This is a genomic window from Halorubrum saccharovorum DSM 1137 (assembly GCF_000337915.1).
GTDB classification, from domain to species: domain Archaea; phylum Halobacteriota; class Halobacteria; order Halobacteriales; family Haloferacaceae; genus Halorubrum; species Halorubrum saccharovorum.
The window spans coordinates 278,747-299,819 of the sequence record NZ_AOJE01000070.1 but is presented as its reverse complement, the minus strand read 5'-3'; the positions used below and the strand labels follow the sequence as shown (position 1 = coordinate 299,819).

The following is a 21,073-nucleotide window of genomic DNA, read 5'->3' as shown; positions in this document are numbered from 1 at the left end:
GCGCTCGACCGTCCCGTGGACGACCCAGATACACGAGCGAATCCTCGAACAGCCCGCCGTCGTGATTCCGAAGGTGCCGATAGCGCCGATTCTTCAGATACGTACTCTCCCGTAGCCTCCCCGACGTTCATCCACCGATACGCGACGCTGTACCGGAACGTGTGCGGCGGCATCTTTCCGGGTCAACCCCCGCCGGCGACGGTCATGTGGCGCACGTCGGCGGCGACAGCCGCGTTTCGCACGACGTTCCGGACCGACTCGGTGACATCTGGTCGGCCTGTCGCGACGGTCACAGCACCGCGGTGTCCTTCCAGCAGCCGGCGAAGTACATCCGGAGCGTCCGCACGGTCTCGTCTCGAACAGCGCGACTCTCTTACGTTCAGTGGGCCGACTTGGTTCTCATTTTCACGCTGCTACCTTCGTAGCGGCATGAACACGAATCCAAGAACCGCCAATGCTGTCACAACAATTCCAAACCCTGGGGTCTCTGATTCAGTCTCCTCACTGGTTGTATTAGCTTGTCCAACGTCTTGCTCACCATCCGCATCAACAGCACCGTCAGCTCCCCCGGTCTCATTATTCTCGTCGTGAGATCTGGACTCGGATTCAATCTCCGTGGTATTTCCTTCAGCAGACATGTTGGTGGCTGTCTGGTTTTCGCCTACGGCTGTTGTATTTCCGTCTATAGCTGTTGTATTCTCATCTACGGCTGTTGTATCTTCGTCGACGGTTGTCTTGTCTTTCTCATCTGAATCTTCATCCCCGTCATCACTGTCGCTACTTGAGCCGTCGGATCCACTGCTTTCACGTCCGTCATCTGTCTCACTCTCGGAGTGGAGATCTTCGACACCGGTTGCAAGTGTTTCCGTGGACTCGATGACGCTGCGAGGCGCAGGCTGATTGAGATAGTTGCTATTTAAAACTACGTAGTTATTGTTCATTCCAGCACTTGTGCTGGCATACGGTTCCTGCCCAAGGATTGACGCTTCTGAGTCTGTTACGAGTATGACTTCAGGGTTTGTTTGCAGGATTACTTCATTCGAGAGTTGTGGATATCCGTCTCCTTCTGAAGCCGCGACGTTGGTGGTCCCACCGATCTGCATGATCTCGTTGATGAAGGTCTGATCAGCAGCGACATAACCTCCACCAAGTGGATATAGTGCATCAGGGCGATCCAGATCAGCAGTCCGATTCTCGACATCGTCTACGGACTCGTTCATTTCGTTGTTTATCTCAGTGGCCGCTTCGCAGTTACCGACAAGACGGCCTGTACGTTCCGTCTTCGCTGCAATGTCGTCGACATCGGTTGCCGCCGGGAAATGATAGACGGTGAGGTTCTGGTCACGGAGATTAGCTACCTGACCGGCTGACGCGTTCGGTGCCAACACGAGGTCAGGGTCGGTCGCAACCACTTTTTCGACGCTCACACCGAATGCCGCCGAGACATTCGTTTTGTCGTCAGTCCCGTTCAGATATCCGGCANCTCCCAGAGCGTCTGGGCGGCCGATGGATTCGTCGTCGTGATCCGATCCGGTCGTTCATCAAGCGTGATCTCCGTCCCTGTCGCATCTGTCACGTTGAGCGGGAACCCACACGTATCACTACCGTCGGTCGTATCCTCTTCTTTGTTCTCTGTTTGGTAGTCTTCGACAGCAGTCGCGAGTTTTTTCGTCGACTCGATCACGCTTCGAGGCGCCGGCTGATTGAGGTAACTCGTGTTCATAACCACGTAGTTCCCCTCACCCCCAGCGGTCGTACTGGCATAGGGCTCCTCATCAAGGATTGAGGCCCCTGGATCGGTTACGAGTATGACCTCAGGGTCTGTTTTGAGGATTACCTCATCGGAGAGTTGTGGATACCCGTCTCCTTCTGAAGCCGCGACGTTGGTGGTCCCACCAATCTGCATGATCTCGTTGATGAAGGTGTTATTAGCAGCGACATAACCTCCACCAAGTGGATATAATGCATCGGGACGATCGAGATCAGCAGTCTGACTCTCGACGTTGTCTACGGTTTGGTTCATCTCGTCGTTTATATCGGTAGCCGCTTCGCAGTTACCGACAAGACGGCCCGTACGTTCCGTCTTCGCTGCAATGTCGTCGACATCGGTTGCCGCCGGGTAGTGATAGACGGTGAGGTTCTGGTCACGGAGATTAGCTACCTGACCGGCTGATGCGTTCGGTGCCAACACGAGGTCAGGGTCGGTCGCAACCACTTTTTCGACGCTCACACCGAATGCCGCCGAGACATTCGTTTTGTCGTCNGCGTTCGGTGCCAACACGAGGTCAGGGTCGGTCGCAACCACTTTTTCGACGCTCACACCGAATGCCGCCGAGACATTCGTTTTGTCGTCAGTCCCGTTCAGATACCCGGCAAATTGGGTCACGCCGACAACGCGGTCCTGCGCGCCGATCTCCCAGAGCGTCTGGGCGGCCGATGGATTCGTCGTCGTGATCCGATCCGGTCGTTCATCAAGCGTGATCTCCGTCCCTGTCGCATCTGTCACNCTCCCAGAGCGTCTGGGCGGCCGATGGATTCGTCGTCGTGATCCGATCCGGTCGTTCATCAAGCGTGATCTCCGTCCCTGTCGCATCTGTCACATTGAGCGGAAACTCACAGGTGTCACTGTTTGCTGTCTGCATTGGTTCCTTGCCGCCGAAATCGGCAGACAGTCTGTCACCCTCTGATTGTTCGAACTCTGCTCCTACCGACTGTGTTCCGGCGGCGGTTCCCGGGGCTCCGATAAATGCCGTCACCACGATCACCGCCAGTAGAATCGCTCGCGAGTTCTGCACACTTGGAGGCGGGACTTATGCAGTATAAGTTTGCTTATCACAACTTTACTTGTTCTGTTTCACGAAGACCGCTGAGGGGGCAACTGATTACGGAAGTCCAAAGAGAAAGCCCCCGTCTCTTCAGGGCGGGGACGAATCCGACACGGCTCTTCACGACCCAGCGTTCGATGTCTCGGCTGGATATTCCACGCTGGATCTACACGTTCAAGTAAATTCACCTACATAGGTTACGTATAGCGAAACGGGTCGTCACAGGTACCTACACTGTCCCTTCGGAACCAGTCGCGGGTGCAAGACGACCTTGACGCCCTGGGGTTCGTAGCCTCGAAACTCCGGAAAGTCGGACAGTGGGTATGCAGACGGATCTGGGCTTGGATCGACCACATTCCAGACCACGACGAGCTCACCGTTCTCGTCGAATAGCTCGTCGATTTCGACTTCTCGGCGCTCCTCGACGACCGCGATTGCGACGTTTTCGTCGGTGTCGAGGTCAACGTCGATCCGCCGATCGACGCTGCTCATAGCCTCACCTCCAGCGGGATCGGTGATCGACCGAAAAATGTATCTGTGAGGCCTCTACCTTTTATTAACGGAGCGGGCCGGGCGCGATTTGAACACGCGACCGACGGATTAAGAGTCCGTCGCTCTCCCTAACTGAGCTACCGGCCCTCACTCAGTCGTACCCGTGTCGACGTAAAAGGCCTTTTCATTCGACGGCGCCCGGGCGGCGAGACGATCGATTCGGGGCAGGAGTGTCGGCCGACGCTGTGACGGTGCAGCGTCTCGCGCAGCTCTCCTCACTTGGCCCGCGTGGAGAGCGCACTCGTTAAGTGTCGCCCTGCGGAAATCACGGGCAATGAGTAGTGGGCCATCCGGATCGGCGCGAACGCGATACGCGATCCTCGGCTGTGGGAGCGTCGGGCACGCCGTCGCGGAGGACCTGACTAGCCGCGGCAAGGACGTGCTCATCCTCGACCGCGACGAGAGCCGGGTCGAGGCGCTGCGTGATCAAGATCTCAACGCCCGCGTTCAAGACATCGCCGACCCGGACGTCGTCGACGAGCTCGCCGACCGCGACATCGTATTGATCCTCGCCAGCGACGTCGAGGCCAACAAAGCGGCGGTCTCGGCCGTCCGGGAGACCGGCGGCGACCACTACGTCGTCGTCCGCGCCTCGGACCCCGTCAGCGAGGACGAACTGCGCGAGCGCGGCGCGGACGTGGTGATCAACCCCTCGACGGTGATCGCCGACAGCGCGCTCCAGTCGCTGGAAACCGGCGAGCTGGAGTACATGGCGCGCCAGCTCGCGGAGATCATCGAGGGGGCGGACGGTCGGATGGCGATCCTGACCCACGACAACCCCGAGCCCGACTCCATCGCGTCGGCGACCGCGCTACAGGCCATCGCCGGCGCGTTCGGCGTTGAGGCGGACATCCTCTACACCGGGGACGTGGGCCACCAGGAGAACCGCGCGTTCGTCAACCTCCTCGGGATCGATCTGCTGGCCCGCTCGGAGGCCCCGGAGCTGTCGGAGTACGGCACGGTCGCCGCGGTCGACCTCGCGAAGTCGGCGGAGGACGGGTTCGACTTCGATACCGACATCGACATCTACCTCGACCACCTCGAGGCCGAGGTCCCCTTCGACGCCCGGTTCGTCGACGTGCGGACCAACGTCTCCTCGACGTCGACGATCCTCACGAAGTACCTGCAGGAGTTCGACCAGTCGCCGACGGAGGCGGTCGCGACCGCCCTCCTCTACGGGATCCGCGCGGAGACGCTCGACTTCAAGCGGGACACGACGCCCGCGGACCTGACCGCCGCCGCCTACCTCCATCCGTTCGCGAACCACGACACGCTCGAACAGGTGGAGTCGCCGTCGATGAGCCCCGAGACGCTGGACGTGCTCGCGGAGGCGATCCAGAACCGCGAGGTGCAGGGGAGCCACCTCTTCTCGACGGCCGGGTTCATCCGGGACCGCGAGGCGCTCGCGCAGGCGGCCCAACACCTCCTCAACTTGGAGGGGATCACGACGACCGCCGTCTTGGGGATCGCTGACGACACCATCTATCTCGCGGCGCGCTCGAAAGACATCCGGCTGAACATCGGCAACGTCCTGGACGAGGCGTTCTCGGAGATGGGCGACGCCGCCGGGCACTCGACGCAGGGGTCGTTAGAGATTCCGCTCGGCATCTTCACCGGGATCGAGTCGAGCGGCGACAACCGCGACACCCTGCTCCACCTCACCGAGGAGGCCGTCCGTCGGAAGCTGTTCGACGCGCTCGGCGTCGAAGGCGGCGGCGAGGGCGGGAACGGGTCGTGAGGCCGCCGGAATCGTTTCCGTGAGACCGCCGGAGCGATTTTCTTCCCTCGGGTCGTAACGGGAGCCGACCGGGACTCCAACCATGTACGTCCCCGAGGACCCGCCCGAGACCTGCCCCGCCTGCGGCGACCCGTACGCGTCGGTGTCGCGACACAACGACGGGTTCGTCGTCAACCTCCTCGACAACGAGCGGTACCGGCGGGTGTGTTTCCACCCGGTCGACCGGGACGCCGACCCGGAGGCCGCGTTCGACTGCTTCCACCACACGCACCGACAGGCCGGGAGCTCCGCGGGCGAGTAGCCGGCGAGAAAAAATCGTCAGCGAAGCCTCGAGCCCTGCGAGCGGCGACCGAGCGCTAGAACTCGTCGCCCTCGGTGATCGAGGTGTACGAGCCGATCAGCGCGCCGGTGAGGTCCACGTTCTCCAGCGTGACGCCCTCGTCGAGCACGGAGTTTTTGATCTTCGAGTCCGCGATCGTCGCGTCCGGGAAGACGACGGTGCGTTCGAGCGTCGAGTCGGTGACGGTGGCGCCCGACATGACGTGGACCACGTCGCCGAGGTCGGAGTTCTCGACGGTCGCGTCGTCGGCGACGAGCGTCTTACCGTCGAGCGCGTACTCGACCGCGTCCAGGTAGCTGTCGGCGGTCCCGATGTCGAACCACGCGCCGTCGAAGGTGTACGCGTGGACCCCGCCGCGCCCCTGCAGCCACTGGAGGAACCAGCCCGGCTCGTCCGGGTTGTTACCGTCTTCGAGGTACGTCGAGAGGTCCGGCAGCGTCTCGGCGGGGAACGCGTAACACGCGATGGAGACGAGCGTGGTCTTCGGGTCGTCGGGCTTCTCCTGGAAGTTCACGACCTCGTCGCCGTCGAGCTCGACGAGCCCGTACGACTTCGCGCGCTCGCGGTCACCCACGTCGTAGGCGGCCAGCGTCGGCGTCCCCTTGCTCTCGAAGAAGTCGGCGAACTCGCCCAGATCGAAGCTGATCATGTTGTCGCCGGCGACAACGATCAGATCGTCGTCGACGCCCTCGCGTTCGACGAGCTGAGCGAGCGCCCCGACGACGCCGAACTTCTCGTCTTCCGCGACGGTCTCCTCGACCGAGAGGGTGGGCTTTTCGAACGGACTGTCCGCGAGGTAGTCCTCGAACGCGTCGGCGAAGCGCTCGTTCGTCGAGACGAACACCTCGTCGACGCGGTCGTCCGCCTCGAAGTCCTCGAATATCTCGTCGATGACGGTGTTTTCGCCGACCGGAAGGAACATCTTCGGTCGGGTCTCGGTGATCGGCCAGAGCCTCGTCGCATATCCCCCCGCGAGTACGACTGCTTTCATACGGGTCCCGTCTCACTCCCGTGACATACCTCTTGTGCTCGTGTCAACGCCGAGAAACGGATCCGAGGTTGTCTTCGCGGGATGACTCCGATCGCGGTCCGACCGCGGCGCCCCCGGCGTCGACTACTCGCCCAGCCGGTCGGTGTCGATCGTGACGCCGGGCGGCGTGACGACGAGGAAGCCGCGGAAGTGCATCAGCTCGCCGCCCATGTCCTTGACCTCGCGCGCGAAGCCCGCGGCCAGCTCGTTGAGGTCGCCCTCGACGGACAACACGAGGGTGTTGCCGTAGTCGACGCTGCGGACCCACTCGTCGGGGTCGGTCGTCCCGTCGAGGACGCCGAGGACGACGTCGCCGGCGGCCGCGAACGCCTCGTCCATCTGCTCTTCGGCGTCGCGCAGGTCGAGGTCCCAGTCGCTCATACCACAGGGTTGCGAGGCGGCGGCAAAAACGTTCGGACGCGCCTTCGACGGAGTTCAGCATAATTCGAGGTGGAGCCTCCGACCTCACGGAGCGAGCGCAGCGAGCGAGTAGGTCGGGGAGGAAACCGACAAGTATGATGACGACGAATCCGAGGTTTCGGCAGGTACCGGGCACCAAACAGTCCTCGGTATCGACCTCGGCGTCAACAGCCTCGCAGTCGCTTCGACCGGCACGTTCTGGCAGGGAGAGGACTACGACCATTGGTGCCGCGAGTTTGAGAAGCGACGAGGGGAGATACAACAGCGCGGCACGCAAGCCGCACACAACGCCCTGCTTCGCCTTGGAAAGCGTGAAGAAGCGTGGCGGAAGCAGTACATCCACACAGTTGCCAATGAGCTCGTTTCGGAAGCCGTCGAACACGACTGCGACGTGATTGTGTTCGAGGAGTTAACCGACATCCGTGAGCGTCTCCCGCAGGCGAAATGGCACCACATTTGGGCGTTCCGACGCCTGTACGAGTACGTCTCCTACAAGGGACCAGAACAAGCCGTCTCCGTGGAACAAGTCGAGCCGAACCACACATCCCAGCGCTGTTCTCGGACGGACTGTGGCTTCACGAACGAAGCGAACCGCCACGGAGAACACTTCGAGTGCCAGAAATGCGGCTATGAGGTCAACGCGGATTACAACGCGGCGAAAAATATCGGGCTACGGTATGCCCGAAAGCGGAAACACAGACTCCGCTCCTCGCCCAAGTCGGGGAGCGGAGACGCACCAGTAGACGTGCGTTTGAATGGTGGGATGTTGAACGGCGAGAGTTACCAGTCTATTGCTGGCGACTGATTGCCGGGAGTCTACATCAAAGCCCTACCCTCAAGGACCGAGGCGCAGAGCGCCGAGGGAGTAGGGTAGGGTAGTTTACTGGCACGCCCGTCGGCGATCTCCCGATTACCCCTCTCGATGCGATTAAGTGCATTCCGATTGGATCGACAGTATGGAACATACGCGACGAGCCCTTCTCGCGGGCGCCGCTGCGACCGGCGTCGTCGGCGCGGCCGGGTGTCTCGGCGGTGGCAACGGCGGAGACGGGAGCGACGGGAGCGGTGGCGGAGATGGGAGCGGTGGCGGAGACGGGAGCGGTGGCGGAGACGGGAGCGACGGAAGCGACGGCTTCGACACCAGCGGCGTCGATCTCGACCCCGGCGAGTACGACTGTGACTTGACCGAACCGGAAGATCCGGACCTCGAATACCGGCCGACTCTCGGTGACCCCGACGCCGACGTGGTGGTGCAGGCGTTCGAGGACTTCACGTGTCCGCACTGCGCGACCTACAAGCTCGAGGAGTTCCCGACTGTTCGCGAGGAGTTCATCGAGCCCGGTGACATCCGGTACGAGCAGTGGGACTTCCCGATCCCCGTCAACGCGACGTGGGCGGTCCCCGTCGCCAGCGCGGCCCGCGGGGTCGGCGACCGACAGGGGAACGAGGCGTACTTCGCGTTCTCGTCGGCCGCCTACGAGGCGCAGGGGAACTACAGCGGGGAGGCGATCGGCGCCGCCGCGGAGACTGCCGGCGCGGACCCCTGCGCGGCCATCGCCGACGCGCGGTTCGCGGCGTACGGGGGGGCGTCGGCGGGAGACCGGAGCGAGGGCATATCGCGGGGGATCACGGGGACGCCGACGATCTTCGTGAACGGCGAGGCGGTCGACGGATACGACGCGGACTCCATCGCGGCGGCGATCGAGTCGGCGCTGTAGGTCGGACTCTGCCTGCCCGCTGTCGCGAGTCACCGAGCGTCGGCCTTTTGAGCGTTCGGCACGTTTTATAAGTGGATGACGGAGGACGACCGTGGCGAGCGGCGGCGGCTGGGCGCCGTCGTGCTCGCCGTGTTGATCTCGCAGGTGCTCCTCTACCCGGGAGTGCCGGATCTGGTCGTCGCGCTCGGGGCCCCCGCCGGCATCGACGCCGGGATGTGGTTCCTCGTCGCGGAGTTCGGCGCGTTCGTCGCCTTCGCGGTCGTCTGGGGCACCGCGAGCGACGCGCTCGGACGACGGGCGCCCCTGATCGTCGCCGGCGCGCTCGGCGGTGCGGCCTCGTACGTCGCCCTCGCCGCGGTCCCGGAGTTCGGGTTCGGCTTCCGGGCGGCGCTCGCGGTCCGGGTCGTCGGCGGCGCGCTCACCATCGGCGCCTTCTCGCTGGCGATCACCTCGCTGATGGATCTCCGCGGCGGTAACGGGCGCAACATGGGGGCCGCCGGAGTGGCGATCGGACTCGGCGCGGCGGTCGGCTCGGTGGTCGGCGGGGCGCTCGCCGACGTGAACGCCTTCTACCCCGTCTACGCCGGCGCCGCGGTGCTCGTGGGATCGGGGCTGCTCGCGGCCACCGTCGACGACCGAGTTGTCGCCGATCGGCCGCTTGGCGTAGACGGGGAGGTTTCGGACGACGGCGTCGGCTTCCGCGACGTTCTCGCTCGGGCACGGACGACCCGCGGGCTTCTGGTCCCGCTCGCGTTCGGCTTCGTCGACCGGCTCACCGCCGGGTTCTTCGCGCTGGTCGGCGTCTACTACTTCCAGGACCCCGAGACGTTCGGGCTCTCCGCCGCGGCCGCTGGGGCGACGCTCGCGCTCTTCTTCGTCCCCTTCGCGGTGCTGCAGGCCCCGTTCGGTTCGCTTTCCGACAGGGTGGGGCGCTTCCTCCCGGTCGTGGTGGGGTCGATCGCGTACGGGATCGTCACGATCGGCGTCGGCGTGGCACCGATCTACCCCCTCGCGGCCGCGCTGATGGTGCTCGTCGGCGTCTGCGGCGCGCTGATGGCGCCGGCGACGATGGCGCTCGTCACGGACCTCGTCGAGCCCGAGGCCCGCGGCGCGGCGATGGGCCTGTTCAACGTGTTCGGTTCACTCGGGTTCCTCGCCGGCTTTCTCATCGGCGGGAGCGCCACCGAGGCGTTCGGGTACACCCCCGCGTTCCTCGCGGTCGGCGGGCTCGAACTCGCCATCGCGCTGGCGCTGTTCCCGGCCGTGAAAGCGATCGCGCCGGGCGACGGCTTCCTCGGGCTCGGCGGCGGCGCGGGGCAGTCGCCGTCGGAGTGACTGGCGTCCGAGTCGAGCCCTTTTAAGGCGCCCGTCCCTTTCGTACGGACGACAGATGGACATCCTCGTGGTGGGCGCCGGCGAGATCGGCCGCTGGATCGCCGACACCGTGTCGGCCGACGAGTCGCCGGTCGACGCGACGGTGTCCTTCGCCGACCGCGACCCCGAAGTCGCCGCGGACGCCGCAGCGGGACGCGACGCCGAGGCGGTCCCGGCCGACGGTGATACCGCCCACGACGCGGTGTGCCTCGCGGTGCCGATGTCGGCGGTTCCCGCCGCCGTCGAGGCGTACGCGCCCCGCGCGGAGCGGGCGATCCTCGACGTCTCCGGGGAGATGACCGAGTCGATCGCGGCGATGTGCGAGCACGCTCCGGACCGCGAGCGCGCGAGCTACCACCCGCTGTTCGCGCCGCCGCGAGTCCCCGGCAACGTCGCCGCGGTCGTCGACGCGGGCGGTCCGGTCGTCGAGGGGATCTCGGGTGCGATCGAGGCCGGCGGCAACGAGGTGTTCGAGACGACGCCCGCGGAGCACGACGAGGCGATGAAGACGGTGCAGGCCGGCGCGCACGCGGCCGTGATCGCGTGGCGGCTCGCGGGCGGCGACGTGCGCGAGGAGTTTCACACCCCCGTCTCCGCCGCGCTCGACGAGGTCGCTGACACCGTCACCGAGGGGTCGCCCGCCGTGTACGCCGAGATTCAGCGCGCCTTCGACGGCGCCGACGACGTGGCCGCGGCGGCCCGCGAGATCGCCGACGCCGACGCGGAGGAGTTCGCCGAGCTGTACGAGGCGGCCCGCGGCGACCGCGAGGGCCGGGAGCGACACGAGTGACGCGACAGCCGACGCCAGTGATCCCATGATAGACAGAGCAGCCGTCCGGAACAACGCCAACTACCTGCGCAACGTCAGACCGATCGACCCCGAGGAGATCGCGGAGTACATCGAGGGGGGCGCACACCCCGCCGTCGTCCGCGAGACGCTCCGCGAGGAGGCGTTCGACCTCCGGCTCCGCGAGCGCGAGGACGGCGCCTTCGAGCCGGTCCCCGAGGAGCCAGTCTCGGCGCCCGGCTGGGCGCCGACCGCGTTCCCCGAGAACTACTCGTTCGCTCTCGAAGACCTCCTCGTCCGAGAGTTCGGCGCGAACTGGCACCGCGGGGAGTCCGGCGACGAACTGCGCGAGGCGGTGCGTCGACTGAAGGACGACTACCTCTACGGGAACGACGTGGCGTACGACCGGGTCGCGGCGCTCGGCTACGCGATCTATCACCTGCCGGCCTACTACGCGACGATCGGCTACGTCCTCGACGACCTCGTGGAGAACGGGCTGCTCGACAGGACGCTCCGCGTCCTCGACGTGGGAGCGGGCGTCGGCGGCCCCGCCCTCGGCCTCTGGGACTACCTCCCGGACGACGCCGTCGTCGACTACCACGCCGTCGAACCGAGCGCGGCCGCCGACGTGCTCGACCACGTGCTCGACGAGACGGGTCGGAACTTCCGGTCGACGATCCACGAGGAGACGGCGGAGTCGTTCCTCGGACTCGACGGCGGGGGGGCTGGGGGCGACAGTGGCGGGACGGCGGGGGGCGGCACCGCCGAGGGCGCCGACGCCGCCGACGGGTTCGATCTGGTCGTGTTCGGGAACGTCCTCTCGGAACTCGACGACCCGATCGCGGTCGTCGAGGGCGCGCTCGGCCGGCTCGCGGACGACGGGAGCGTCGCCGCGTTCGCGCCCGCCGACCGCAACACCGCCATGGGGCTCCGCGAGGTCGAACGGGCGGTCGCGACGCCCGAGAGCGGCGTCGAGACGTACTCGCCGACGCTCCGACTCTGGCCGGACGCGACCCCCTCGGACGGCGGGTGGTCGTTCGACGTGGCCGACGACCTCGCGGTCCCGCCGTTCCAACGCCGGCTCGACGAGGCCGCCGAGCGCGGCTCCGGGGACGAGCCGGGGGAGTTCGTCAACGTCGACGTGCAGTTCGCGTACGCGATTCTCCGCCCGGACGGGAAGCGGCGGGTCGACGTGCGAGCGAGCGACGGGCGCTGCGCGCGCATGGCCGACTCCGAGGACCACGTCACAGACCGCGTGAACTACCTGGCGGTGAAGCTGAGCCACGACCTCAGCGACGGCGACAACGCGCTCTACCGCGTGGGCGACGGCTCGCAGACGGTGGATCACTACCTCGTCTGCACGCGCGAGACCGTGCTCAACGACGACCTCCGGACGGCCGACTACGGCTCCGTGGTCTTCGTCGAGAACGGGCTCGTGCTCTGGAACGACGACGAGGGAGCGTACAACGTGGTCGTCGACGACGAGACGGTCGTCGACCTGGTGGCGCCCTGAGACGGCCGCGGAACCCGGTCCGGTCGTAGGCCGTCACCGAACCGGGTCACGGACGGCGGCTCGCGGTCAGTCCGCTCCCGCCCACCTCGTCGCGGACGGCGAGGTAGAGCGTCCAGACCACGACGCCGCCGAACAGGGCGGCGACCGTCCACGCGAGCGCGTGGTCGCTGTTCCGGTCCACCGCGTCCAGGTAGATGATCAGAGCCGCGCACACCATCGAAACGACCGCCACCGCGGCGAGGACGAGGACGACGAACAGCTCTGTACCGCCGGGAAGGCCGGCTTGGAGGACGGGGGACATTACCTTTCGTTCAACTAACGGGAATAAAAAGATTCCCTCGAACGCGCACGTTGCGTAGCCGTCACCCGACCGGCTCGATCAGCTCCGGCGCGTCGACGCCCGGCGAGTTCACGCGCGCGGAGACCGGATACGCCGTCATCTCGTCGGCCGGATACGGGTCGAGCAGCGCGGCGGCCTCGTCGGCGTCGCCCCGGAGCCACGTCTCTTCCTGGTCCGGGTCGAGGATCACCGCCATCCGGTGGTGGAGGTCGTCGACGAGGTCGTTCGGCTCGGTCGTGAGGATCGTGAACGTCTCGACAGGTCCGTCGCCGTCGTCCGAGTCTCCCCCCTCGCCCGACCCACCGCCGAACGCGCCGAGCCCGGTCTGCGTCGTCTCGGGCTCCGGCGGCTCCCACCGCTCGTAGAGTCCCGCCATCGCGAACGGTCGGTCGCCCTCGAAGGCGACGCGGTAGGGGGTCTTGCCGGCCCCGCCGCGATTCCCGTCGCCGTCGGGCCCGCTCCCCTCGACCCACTCGTAGAACCCGTCCGCCGGGACGAGACACCGCCGGCGCTCGAAGGCGTCGGCGAAGCTCCGCTTCTCGCGGACCGTCTCCGCGCGGGCGTTGATGAGGTCGAACGGCTCGTCGGCCCACGAGGGGGTGAATCCCCACTCCATCCGCGTCGCGGCGCTCGGGTCCTCGTCGGCGATCACCGGGAGGTCCTGGCCGGGCGCGCAGTTGTAGCTCGGCTCGACGCCGGCGAACTCGGCGTCGAACCGCGCTTCGAGGTCGGCGGCGGGGGTAAAGAGGGTGTAGCGGCCGCACATGGATGCGGTCGATTGGGCCCGGTGATACTTAAGTAGCGGTCGGGGGAGGCGCCGCCCGGACTGATCGCCGCCTCCCGTCGGGTTTTTGGCCGCGCGACGCCGCGGTCGTGTATGCGCATCGAGAACAGCTTCATCCCGGTCGAGGGGGTCGGCGAGACGACGGAGCGTCGGATCTGGCGCGAGGGCGTCACCACGTGGGAGTCGTTCGACCCCGCGGTCGACGTCGCCGGCGTCGGCTCGACCACCGCCGACCGGATCGAGTCGTTCATCGCCGAGGCGCTGACCCGCCTCGACGACGGCGACGCCGCCTACTTCGACCGCGCCTTCCCCAGCGGGGAACGCTGGCGGCTCTACGAGAACTTCCGCGAAGAGACCTGTTTCTTCGACATCGAGACGACCGGGCTCGACGAGCACCGCGACCGGGTGACGACCGTGAGCTTCCATCGAGCCGGCGAGACGACGACGCTCGTCGCCGGCGAGGACCTCACCGCGGAGCGCCTCCGCGAGGAGTTCGCCGGCGCCAGCCTGCTCGCGACGTTCAACGGCGCCCGGTTCGACGTGCCGTTCCTCGAGACCTCCTTCGATATCGACGTCAACACGCCTCACCTCGATCTCATGTATCCCTGCAAGCGAATCGGGCTCTCCGGGGGGCTGAAGCCGATCGAGAAGGAGATCGGGATCGAGCGCGACCGCCCGGACATCTCGGGACGGGACGCGGTCCGGCTCTGGCGCGAGTACGAACGCGGCGACGACGACGCGCTCGACACGCTCGTCTCGTACAACCGCGAGGACACAGAGAACCTCCGGACCCTCGCGGACACCGTCACGGAGGCGCTTCACGAGGACGTGTTCGTCGGCGAAACCGACGAGCGGTAGTCGCGGTCGGACCGCTTGAGAGCGCTTCTCGGCTACTTCGCTTCCGCGTCGGCGTCCGGTTTTTCGGTGTCGGACTCGTCGGTGTCGGACTCGTCGGTGTCGGACTCGTCGGTGTCGGACTCGTCGGTGTCTGGCCCCCCGTCGTCGACCTCCGCCTCGCTATCGACTGCGTCTTCCTCGTTCGATTCGATCGCCGCGTCCGACTCTCGCGCCTCGCCGGCAACCGCCTCGGAGTCCGACTCTCCGTCACTCGTGGGGGCGTCGTCTCCGGAATCGTCGTCCTCGGACCCGTTCGCGTCGGAGTCGTCGCCTCCGGACGCCCCGCCGTCGGCGGACGGCTCGTCGATGTTCGTCTCGTCGGACTCACCGGGCCCGTCGGACTCACCGGACTCGTTCCGCTCCTCGTCCTTCTCACCGCCGCCGGCATCGGTCTCGGTCTCCTCTTCGTTCTCATCGCTGCGGGTCTCCTGAACGAGTTTCATCTCGCCGCGGGCGCGGAGGGTCCCGTCGATCTCGGCGCCGTCGTGGACGACGAGATCGCCGGCGGAGACGTCGCCGAGCACGCGCGCGCCGGCCTCCACGGTGACGGTTCCGCCCCGAGTGGTGACGTCGCCGTGGATCGTCGTGTCCGCGCCGACCGTGATGTCCTCGCGGGCGCGTAGAGAGCCGAACACCTCGTTGCGCTCGCCGACGCGGATCGATTCCGCGCGGAGGTTACCGTGGAGCCGGCAGTCGTCGCCGACGGTCGCGGGCGTCGAGACGCGCCACGCGTCGTCGGAGATCTCGGCGCCGCGCGGGACCAGCAGGGGGTCGCGCACCTCTTCGCCGTCGGCGAGCGCCTCCGCCAGGTCGTCGGCCGCGTCGGTCTCGCCGAGCCGTAAGAGCTGGGAGAGGACGATGAAGTAGAAGACGAGGGTGGGGACGGGATTCCGGATGACGATCCAGCCGTTCGCCTCGAACCCCTCCTCGATCGTCACGTCGTCGCCGATATCGAGATCGCCGGAGACCATCAGGCGACCGGTGACGGTCACCCGTTCGCCGAGGTACGCGTCCTCGCCGACGAGGACGTTGCCGTCGACTGAACACCACGTGTCCAGCCGGCAGTCGCCCTCGGCCTCGATGTCGTTCTCGACGTTCACGCGCTCTCCGAGCGCGACGTTGCGCCCGCGGAGCCCGAACTCCACGGTCGACTGGCCGCCGACGAGCACGTCGCCGTCGATGACGAGGTCGTGCTCCTCGACGGTCGTCCCGGCCGGGACGGCGAGCTCCTCTATCGGACCGCCTCCCCTCAGCGACACACCGGGAGAACTCCCTCCGCCCGTATAAACCGTGTGGGGTCGTCCGACGGGCGTCGGACGCAGACGGGCGGTCACCCCGGAACCATGTGTGGGCCGTTGTCGAACCGCGGCGGTGTCACTACTCTTTTCCCGCCAGCCCGGGAGCATCTGATATGGGATTCGGATCGTACGACGAGAGCGAGCAGAAAGACCAGGACGTGGACACCGACGACGACAGTGCCGTAAACGTCCACGAAAACGACCACGACGGCGAGGTCTCCATCGAGGGCGGCGCGTCGACCGACGACCTCGTCGGGCGGCTCTCGGAGATGAAAGACGACGAGAACGACGAGTAGGTACCCCCGTCGACTGCGGCAGCTCCGGCTCGTGAGCCGACCGCCGGCGTGTCACGCTCCTTTTATCGGGTCGCGGCCTACCCACACCTATGAGCACCGACCTGACGTTCACCGACGACGGCGTCGACGTCGTCTACGAGGGCACCGAGTTCGAACTCGAAAAGGACTTGATCGAGGATGCGACGGGGAAGGGGTACCGCGATGTCACCGACCACGAGGTGTTGCAGATCGTCGCCGAGGACCCCGATCTCGACGGCGAACCGGTGCGGATCGGAGACGTGTTATAGGATCCGAACGACCGGGCCGGGCGCGCGCCGGTGAGACCTGTAACCAAGCCGAACAGTGTGCGACTCGATGCCAATGCGGTACGATTTTACGATCCCGCGAGGGTGAGCGAGTATGAACCCGAGCGACGTCCTCTCCGCGCTCGTCAGCTCGAAACTCAGGATCGCGCTCGTCGGGGTGCTCGTCGTCGTCGGAGCCGTCGGCGGGGCCTTCGTATTGGGGATTCTCGGCGTACCGAGCGTGGCCGCCGTCGACAACACCTTCGGCGACGTGACCAACGAGACCACGGAGATCGAGACCGACCTGGTCGTTTCGAACCCGAACCCCGTCGGGATCGGCCTCGACGGCGTCTCGGTGAACTACACCGTCTCGATGAACGGCATCGAGATGGCGCAGGGCGGTCGAGAGGGCGTGAGCGTCGGCACCGGGAACTCCACGCTGGAGTTGGAAACGCGGCTTCGGAACGACGGGATCCCACCGTGGTGGGTGAGCCACGTCCGCAACGGCGAGCGGACGACCCTCGACATCGACGCGACCGCGACCTCGGACCGACTCGGCCGGGGCGTCGACTTCTCGCGGAGCCGCGAGATCCAGACGGATCTCCTCGGCGCGTTCAACTCCGACGAGACGCGCCCGGTGAACGCCGACAGCCCCTTCGTGAGCGACCCCGTCCTCTACGTCAACGAGACGCGGGGCGAGTGGGGAACCGTCAGCGAGTCGGAGACGCCGATCGAGATGGCGTTTACCGTGTACAACCCGAACTTCGAGCCGTACGCGGTCACGGAGATCGGCTACGACATCACCATGAACGGGGTGGCGATGGGGTCGGGACAGACCGATGAAGGGTACGTGATCCCCTCCGAGAGCACCGAAACGGTCGAGTTCACCACGGCGCTCCAGAACCGCCACCTCGACGACTGGTGGGTCACCCATCTCGACGAGGACGTCCGGGGGCATCAGGTGACGGACCTCCGGATCGAGTTCTACGCCGTGATCGAGTTCCCGACCGGCGAGGAGACGACTATCCCGCTCGACGCGCTCACCTACGAGGAGAGGATCGAGACGGACATCTTCGGCGAGGGCGACGACGTGCGGAACGGGACCGATTCGTCGGGGAACGGCTCTGACTCCGACGCCGGAAACGAGACCGATGGGGACTCGTCCGACGGTGACGCGACCGATGACGGGAACCAGGCCGACGACAGCGACGGCGGCACCACTGACGGGACCGATGATGGGTCCGACGACGGAACTGAGAACGGAACCGACGACGGGTCCGGCGACGATGACGACGGCGTGCTGCCGGTGTGACGGGTTCGTTGTAGACGCTCGCACCGCTTGGCGTGTGGAGACTGAGATAGTGGGGCCGGAGGGACGAACCAAATTCAAAAAATTCCCTATGTCGGTCCCCTGAGACATCCGCGTTCGGTGTCGTCGATCGGGAGCCCGCGATCGCAGTGCCACGTGAGCGAGCCCGTCCGGATGTGGTGAGGCGCCCGCGACGAGGGCACTTCGAGGCGTGCGAGCGCTCCGTGAACTTACAGTTCCGGCGCCGGTCCTGGACCAGTTGGAGGAGGAGCGCGTTCTGGAGTTCGAGGGCGTCCGCGACGCGGGCGAGGTTGTCATCCGGGTTGCGACCGCCGTCGGTAATCAGCCGAGAATTTCCAGCAAACTTTTCTTCATCTAACCCTTCCAATATCTTGGTGTGGCCGGCACACCACGTCAGAGGCACGCACCTGCGTGCTCCGCCTTTCCTACCACTCGAACCACGTCCGGTTTCATCGTCACCGTTTGCACGCTGATCGACACCGCCATCGGTTACGAGCTTGCGCTCGCCGGCGTGGTAGCGGAGGTCCTCGACGAGCGAGATCGCGCGGTCGGCCTCGAGGTCGCGCCGGAACCGGTCCCGGAGGTCGAGTTCGTCGACGACCCGGGAGTCTTCGCGAACGGCGAGGCGCGCGACGGTCTCGCCGTCGGCACCGTGACGCCGGTCGACGAGGTCGTAGAGCGACTGGAGCACGGCGCGGTGACCTCACAACCTCTTCCGGATCGAAGCTAATCACGAGCCACTCTTTCGCGTCTTTCGACGATCTCTGCTTCCCATTATTGATGAACCGCTTCTCGTAGCGATCGAGCACGTACACGTCCTCGAAGCCCGCCGACAGGTCTCGTAGGAGCAGATCCAGTCGTCCTCCAACCCCGCGAGCCCGTCGACGAGCGCCTCGTGGTCGATCGTGTTCACGAGGTAGTAGTCTTCCTACCCTATGGCGACTCTTCCCGCCGGGAAAGGGGAAGACGGCGTCTGCCATCATCGATCCCCGTCTAGGCGCTCACCCACGACACCAGCCACACGCTCGACCCAGGCCGGCACGTCGGCGTCGTGGACGGTGTCCCCCTCGCAGAAGGTGCGGACGATCTCGATCGACCCGGCGACGATTCGCACGTCGAGCTGCCAGTCGTACTGGTTCGCCGCCTCGATCTCGACGCGGAGCGTCCCGTTCGCGTCGACGCTGACGACGGCGCGGGCGTGATTCGGGCTGCGACCGCGGATCCGCTCACCGACGAGGTCGATGTCGAACTCCGTCGTCTGTGCGCTACTGCCGTGGACCGGTTGCGTCGAGGCCATACCGAGGGCTGGTCGTCGACTGCGGTTTAGCCTGACTCGGAGGGTTCCGGACGGTTCCGGACGGTCGGGATTCCGGTACCGTCTCCGAGTTAGGCGCGTTCCGAACGGTGTTCCGAATGGTCGAACCGTCGGAACACTCGTGCAGGGAGTGAAGGGGGTTCGCGGAACGCGGGCCGCGTCCCGGTCACTCCGGTTGATACGGGTCGGTGGCGACGTCGAGGCGATACACGTCATCGGCGGCGTCGAAGTCGTCGTCGAACGCGTAGAGATAGCCGAGTCCCTCCATCTGCATGTACGCGACGATACAGGCGTCGACGAACGAGAACCGCTCGTGCTGCCGGAAGAGGCCCTTCGCCGTCGCGAACGCGTCCGTCGTCAACGATTCGACGTGGAATCGCGTGTTCTCCTCCACCCGGTCGAGAAAGTCGACGGCGGCGTCGTGACCCGCGTGCGTCGTCAAGCCGTTGAGCGTTTCCGCGAGCACGTAATCGACGATCACCGCTTCCGGGAGGTCCGCGGTGTCGATCCCCCTGAGGATCGGGAGCGCGTCATCGTGCGCGCTGTCGCGGCGGTACGCCGCCGCGAAGAGAACCGTCGTGTCGACGAGCGCCCGGGGCATCTACTCGGGATCGACGCCCCACGCGTCGTGTTCGCTCTCGACGTCGGTCTCCCGGTCGCCGTCGTACCCGTCGAAATCGCTGAACGTCCCGCTGCGCTGTTGAACGACCTGCACGCGGATCGTCCCGTCGTCCTCGATCTGCCAGCGGAGTTTGTCGCCGTCGTCGATCTCCAGTTCTCGGCGGATGTGGGCGGGGATGTTCGCCTGGTTCCCCGAGACCTTGCTCTCGGAATCGACGCTCTCGCCGCTCATACGCTAGCGTATGAGGACGCCGCCAATAAATATAGTGTGTCATCACACTACTGCATGGACTCTTCGAATCAGAGCTGTTCGGGAGTCGACTCGGAATGGTCGACCCCGACGAGACTGTACCGCTTCGACCCGCGGTGTGGCTCGACCTCGACGAGGTTGTAGTGCTCCAACTTCGGCAAGTGGTTCTCGCGGAGGTACCGCAGCGTCACCGGATCGTCGTGGGTCTCCCGGTAGTGCGCGTAGAGTTCCTTCTGGATGAGTTCGCCCTCCTCCTCAAGGACCTCGTAGAGCACACGCTTGGTGGGCGTTCAGCTTCGAGATGGTCTTCTGTCTGACCTCCCGTTCCGCGTCGGCGACCGCGTCCTCGACGAGCCGCCCCGGAATCGCTGACAGTCCCTCACGGGAGGCCATGCGTGCGGCGACCCACAGCGCCGCGATCGCCTGTCGCGCGTCTCCTTCGGAGAGCCGCGCGATACGCGCGAGCACGTCTTCGCCGACGGCGTTCGGACCGAGCCCCTCGCGAGCCCGCCGGGAGAGGATCTCCGTGATCGCGTCCTCGCCGTAGGTGTCGAAGTTCACGCGGTAGGCGACGCTAATGCGTGAGGTAACTCGCTCGTCGAGGTCCGCGAGGAGGTCGACCTCGCGGTTCGCGATGCCGATCCACGAGAGTCCGCGAATCTCGTGGAGGTCGTAGAGCACCTCGGTCCCGCGCAGCTGGTCCACCTCGTCGAGGATGACGACGCCCGGACCGTGGAGGTTGCTCGTGATCAGGTCGATCAGCCGGTCGGTGGAGGACGATCGCGGGAGCGCCGCACCCACCAGCTCCCGGGCGAGCTGTTCGAGCACCGCGTTCCGGGTGTAATCCTGCCAGCAGTTCACGTAGGCGTGCGGGACGTCGAGGACCTCCTGCCGAAGCTCGCGAACGGCGGCCTTCGCGACGGTCGTCTTTCCGACCCCGGAGGGACCGAACAGGAAGCAGTTCTCGGCACGAAAGCCGTCCTGAATGGGTGCGAGCGCGTCCGTTACCTCGTTCATGTGGCGGTTCCGTCCGACAATTGAGGAGGGGAGGTGGTCGTCGTCGAACACCGTTCCGTCGCGTATCACGTTTTGGTCGGTCACGACGTGGGGATATAAGCCGACCCCCGAGTGTTCCGGACGGTTCCGGATGTTTTCGATAATCCAGATTTGCTACTCAGTCACCAGAAATTTGCCTGAGCTAGGCTCCTCCGTTCTTATCCTCGTTATTAAAGAGACGTTCGACGAGGAGCAGGACCAATCCGACAAGTATCCCTTGGTCCAATTCCAGAAACATTTGAACTCCTTGCCAGAACGTTATGTGGCCCGCGTACACTCCAAACGATACACCAATAGTGAAAATC

At 65.7% G+C, this 21,073-nt stretch carries 19 protein-coding genes, 1 tRNA gene and 7 pseudogenes; 14 read left to right on the top strand and 13 right to left on the bottom strand.

Annotated features, from left to right (window positions below; translation table 11 throughout):
• Positions 1 to 413: 413 nt before the first annotated feature.
• A pseudogene (locus C471_RS17895) lies at positions 414 to 1,612 on the bottom strand (ABC transporter substrate-binding protein); the annotation flags it as partial.
• Positions 1,613 to 1,852: 240 nt separating this feature from the next.
• Positions 1,853 to 2,566: pseudogene (locus tag C471_RS18410) on the bottom strand (ABC transporter substrate-binding protein); the annotation flags it as partial.
• 462 nt (positions 2,567 to 3,028) lie between these two features.
• On the opposite strand from C471_RS18410, the pseudogene C471_RS18405 reads away from it, so the two are divergent.
• Positions 3,029 to 3,215, top strand: a pseudogene (locus C471_RS18405) (RNA-guided endonuclease TnpB family protein); the annotation flags it as partial.
• 175 nt (positions 3,216 to 3,390) lie between these two features.
• Here C471_RS18405 and C471_RS15775 read toward each other — a convergent pair.
• Positions 3,391 to 3,464: transfer RNA gene (locus tag C471_RS15775), tRNA-Lys, on the bottom strand.
• Positions 3,465 to 3,651: 187 nt separating this feature from the next.
• On the opposite strand from C471_RS15775, the gene C471_RS15770 reads away from it, so the two are divergent.
• A complete protein-coding gene (locus C471_RS15770) occupies positions 3,652 to 5,115 on the top strand; it encodes a DHH family phosphoesterase (protein WP_004050715.1) in 1,464 nt (487 codons plus the stop codon).
• A gap of 82 nt (positions 5,116 to 5,197) precedes the next feature.
• Positions 5,198 to 5,416, top strand: a complete 219-nt coding sequence (locus C471_RS15765; RefSeq protein WP_004050714.1) for a hypothetical protein — start codon at positions 5,198 to 5,200, stop codon at positions 5,414 to 5,416.
• A gap of 55 nt (positions 5,417 to 5,471) precedes the next feature.
• On the opposite strand, the gene C471_RS15760 is transcribed toward C471_RS15765, so the two are convergent.
• Both C471_RS15760 and C471_RS15755 read right to left on the bottom strand, forming a co-directional pair.
• Entirely contained in the window at positions 5,472 to 6,446 is a 975-nt protein-coding gene (locus tag C471_RS15760) for a sugar phosphate nucleotidyltransferase (protein WP_004050713.1), read from the bottom strand.
• Between the two features lie 126 nt (positions 6,447 to 6,572).
• Positions 6,573 to 6,866: pseudogene (locus C471_RS15755) on the bottom strand (DUF5779 family protein); the annotation flags it as partial.
• Between the two features lie 139 nt (positions 6,867 to 7,005).
• On the opposite strand from C471_RS15755, the pseudogene C471_RS15750 reads away from it, so the two are divergent.
• The 5 genes and pseudogenes from C471_RS15750 to C471_RS15730 form a co-directional block, all read left to right on the top strand.
• Positions 7,006 to 7,710 (top strand): annotated as a pseudogene (locus C471_RS15750) (RNA-guided endonuclease InsQ/TnpB family protein); the annotation flags it as partial.
• A gap of 151 nt (positions 7,711 to 7,861) precedes the next feature.
• Positions 7,862 to 8,623 carry a DsbA family protein gene (locus C471_RS15745; protein WP_004050706.1) on the top strand — a complete coding sequence of 254 codons (762 nt, stop codon included), beginning with the start codon at positions 7,862 to 7,864 and terminating at the stop codon, positions 8,621 to 8,623.
• 75 nt (positions 8,624 to 8,698) lie between these two features.
• Positions 8,699 to 9,958: an MFS transporter gene (locus tag C471_RS15740; protein WP_004050705.1), complete on the top strand. Its 1,260-nt coding sequence runs from the start codon at positions 8,699 to 8,701 to the stop codon at positions 9,956 to 9,958.
• A 55-nt stretch (positions 9,959 to 10,013) separates the two neighbouring features.
• A complete protein-coding gene (locus tag C471_RS15735; protein ID WP_004050704.1) occupies positions 10,014 to 10,787 on the top strand; it encodes an NAD(P)-binding domain-containing protein in 774 nt (257 codons plus the stop codon).
• A gap of 25 nt (positions 10,788 to 10,812) precedes the next feature.
• Entirely contained in the window at positions 10,813 to 12,297 is a 1,485-nt protein-coding gene (locus C471_RS15730) for a small ribosomal subunit Rsm22 family protein (RefSeq protein WP_004050703.1), read from the top strand.
• 46 nt (positions 12,298 to 12,343) lie between these two features.
• Here the strand turns inward: C471_RS15730 and C471_RS15725 are convergent, their stop codons facing one another.
• Both C471_RS15725 and C471_RS15720 read right to left on the bottom strand, forming a co-directional pair.
• Positions 12,344 to 12,598, bottom strand: coding sequence for a hypothetical protein (locus C471_RS15725; RefSeq protein WP_004050702.1), 255 nt, complete (start codon positions 12,596 to 12,598; stop codon positions 12,344 to 12,346).
• A 61-nt stretch (positions 12,599 to 12,659) separates the two neighbouring features.
• Positions 12,660 to 13,403, bottom strand: coding sequence for an SOS response-associated peptidase (locus tag C471_RS15720; RefSeq protein ID WP_004050700.1), 744 nt, complete (start codon positions 13,401 to 13,403; stop codon positions 12,660 to 12,662).
• Between the two features lie 111 nt (positions 13,404 to 13,514).
• Here C471_RS15720 and C471_RS15715 point away from each other — a divergent pair, with 111 nt between their 5' ends.
• On the top strand, positions 13,515 to 14,279 hold the full coding sequence (locus C471_RS15715; protein ID WP_004050698.1) for a ribonuclease H-like domain-containing protein: 765 nt from the start codon (positions 13,515 to 13,517) through the stop codon (positions 14,277 to 14,279).
• A 32-nt stretch (positions 14,280 to 14,311) separates the two neighbouring features.
• On the opposite strand, the gene C471_RS15710 is transcribed toward C471_RS15715, so the two are convergent.
• A complete protein-coding gene (locus tag C471_RS15710; RefSeq protein ID WP_004050696.1) occupies positions 14,312 to 15,577 on the bottom strand; it encodes a polymer-forming cytoskeletal protein in 1,266 nt (421 codons plus the stop codon).
• A 152-nt stretch (positions 15,578 to 15,729) separates the two neighbouring features.
• Between C471_RS15710 and C471_RS15705 the strand changes: the two genes are divergently transcribed.
• From C471_RS15705 to C471_RS15695, 3 genes are all read left to right on the top strand, one after another.
• The gene (locus C471_RS15705; protein ID WP_004050695.1) at positions 15,730 to 15,912 is read left to right on the top strand and encodes a DUF5786 family protein; all 183 of its coding nucleotides are present in this window, start codon (positions 15,730 to 15,732) and stop codon (positions 15,910 to 15,912) included.
• A gap of 89 nt (positions 15,913 to 16,001) precedes the next feature.
• Positions 16,002 to 16,199 carry a DUF5800 family protein gene (locus tag C471_RS15700; protein WP_004050693.1) on the top strand — a complete coding sequence of 66 codons (198 nt, stop codon included), beginning with the start codon at positions 16,002 to 16,004 and terminating at the stop codon, positions 16,197 to 16,199.
• A 112-nt stretch (positions 16,200 to 16,311) separates the two neighbouring features.
• The gene (locus tag C471_RS15695) at positions 16,312 to 17,508 is read left to right on the top strand and encodes an LEA type 2 family protein (protein WP_004050691.1); all 1,197 of its coding nucleotides are present in this window, start codon (positions 16,312 to 16,314) and stop codon (positions 17,506 to 17,508) included.
• 122 nt (positions 17,509 to 17,630) lie between these two features.
• Here C471_RS15695 and C471_RS18400 read toward each other — a convergent pair.
• Positions 17,631 to 17,749: pseudogene (locus C471_RS18400) on the bottom strand (tyrosine-type recombinase/integrase); the annotation flags it as partial.
• On the opposite strand from C471_RS18400, the gene C471_RS18395 reads away from it, so the two are divergent.
• Both C471_RS18395 and C471_RS18390 read left to right on the top strand, forming a co-directional pair.
• Positions 17,717 to 17,884 (top strand): hypothetical protein, encoded by a 168-nt coding sequence (locus tag C471_RS18395; protein WP_169332434.1) that lies wholly within the window; start codon positions 17,717 to 17,719, stop codon positions 17,882 to 17,884. The pseudogene C471_RS18400 and the gene C471_RS18395 overlap by 33 nt on opposite strands.
• Positions 17,885 to 18,037: 153 nt before the next feature.
• Positions 18,038 to 18,256, top strand: coding sequence for a hypothetical protein (locus C471_RS18390; RefSeq protein ID WP_004050689.1), 219 nt, complete (start codon positions 18,038 to 18,040; stop codon positions 18,254 to 18,256).
• 249 nt (positions 18,257 to 18,505) lie between these two features.
• On the opposite strand, the gene C471_RS15685 is transcribed toward C471_RS18390, so the two are convergent.
• From C471_RS15685 to C471_RS15670, 4 genes and pseudogenes are all read right to left on the bottom strand, one after another.
• Positions 18,506 to 18,823 carry a hypothetical protein gene (locus C471_RS15685; protein WP_004050687.1) on the bottom strand — a complete coding sequence of 106 codons (318 nt, stop codon included), beginning with the start codon at positions 18,821 to 18,823 and terminating at the stop codon, positions 18,506 to 18,508.
• Positions 18,824 to 19,007: 184 nt separating this feature from the next.
• Complete coding sequence (locus C471_RS15680; protein WP_004050684.1) at positions 19,008 to 19,442, bottom strand: PIN domain-containing protein; 435 nt, start codon at positions 19,440 to 19,442, stop codon at positions 19,008 to 19,010.
• Entirely contained in the window at positions 19,443 to 19,694 is a 252-nt protein-coding gene (locus tag C471_RS15675; protein WP_004050682.1) for an AbrB/MazE/SpoVT family DNA-binding domain-containing protein, read from the bottom strand.
• Positions 19,695 to 19,762: 68 nt separating this feature from the next.
• Positions 19,763 to 20,729, bottom strand: a pseudogene (locus C471_RS15670) (Cdc6/Cdc18 family protein).
• Positions 20,730 to 21,073: the final 344 nt, after the last annotated feature.

Coding starts and splice junctions, on each gene's coding strand:
- C471_RS15770 (WP_004050715.1), top strand. CDS start 3,652: ATGAGTAGTGGGCCATCCGGATCGGCGCGAACGCGATACGCGATCCTC.
- C471_RS15765 (WP_004050714.1), top strand. CDS start 5,198: ATGTACGTCCCCGAGGACCCGCCCGAGACCTGCCCCGCCTGCGGCGAC.
- C471_RS15760 (WP_004050713.1), bottom strand. CDS start 6,446: ATGAAAGCAGTCGTACTCGCGGGGGGATATGCGACGAGGCTCTGGCCG.
- C471_RS15745 (WP_004050706.1), top strand. CDS start 7,862: ATGGAACATACGCGACGAGCCCTTCTCGCGGGCGCCGCTGCGACCGGC.
- C471_RS15740 (WP_004050705.1), top strand. CDS start 8,699: ATGACGGAGGACGACCGTGGCGAGCGGCGGCGGCTGGGCGCCGTCGTG.
- C471_RS15735 (WP_004050704.1), top strand. CDS start 10,014: ATGGACATCCTCGTGGTGGGCGCCGGCGAGATCGGCCGCTGGATCGCC.
- C471_RS15730 (WP_004050703.1), top strand. CDS start 10,813: ATGATAGACAGAGCAGCCGTCCGGAACAACGCCAACTACCTGCGCAAC.
- C471_RS15725 (WP_004050702.1), bottom strand. CDS start 12,598: ATGTCCCCCGTCCTCCAAGCCGGCCTTCCCGGCGGTACAGAGCTGTTC.
- C471_RS15720 (WP_004050700.1), bottom strand. CDS start 13,403: ATGTGCGGCCGCTACACCCTCTTTACCCCCGCCGCCGACCTCGAAGCG.
- C471_RS15715 (WP_004050698.1), top strand. CDS start 13,515: ATGCGCATCGAGAACAGCTTCATCCCGGTCGAGGGGGTCGGCGAGACG.
- C471_RS15705 (WP_004050695.1), top strand. CDS start 15,730: ATGGGATTCGGATCGTACGACGAGAGCGAGCAGAAAGACCAGGACGTG.
- C471_RS15700 (WP_004050693.1), top strand. CDS start 16,002: ATGAGCACCGACCTGACGTTCACCGACGACGGCGTCGACGTCGTCTAC.
- C471_RS15695 (WP_004050691.1), top strand. CDS start 16,312: ATGAACCCGAGCGACGTCCTCTCCGCGCTCGTCAGCTCGAAACTCAGG.
- C471_RS15685 (WP_004050687.1), bottom strand. CDS start 18,823: ATGGCCTCGACGCAACCGGTCCACGGCAGTAGCGCACAGACGACGGAG.
- C471_RS15680 (WP_004050684.1), bottom strand. CDS start 19,442: ATGCCCCGGGCGCTCGTCGACACGACGGTTCTCTTCGCGGCGGCGTAC.
- C471_RS15675 (WP_004050682.1), bottom strand. CDS start 19,694: ATGAGCGGCGAGAGCGTCGATTCCGAGAGCAAGGTCTCGGGGAACCAG.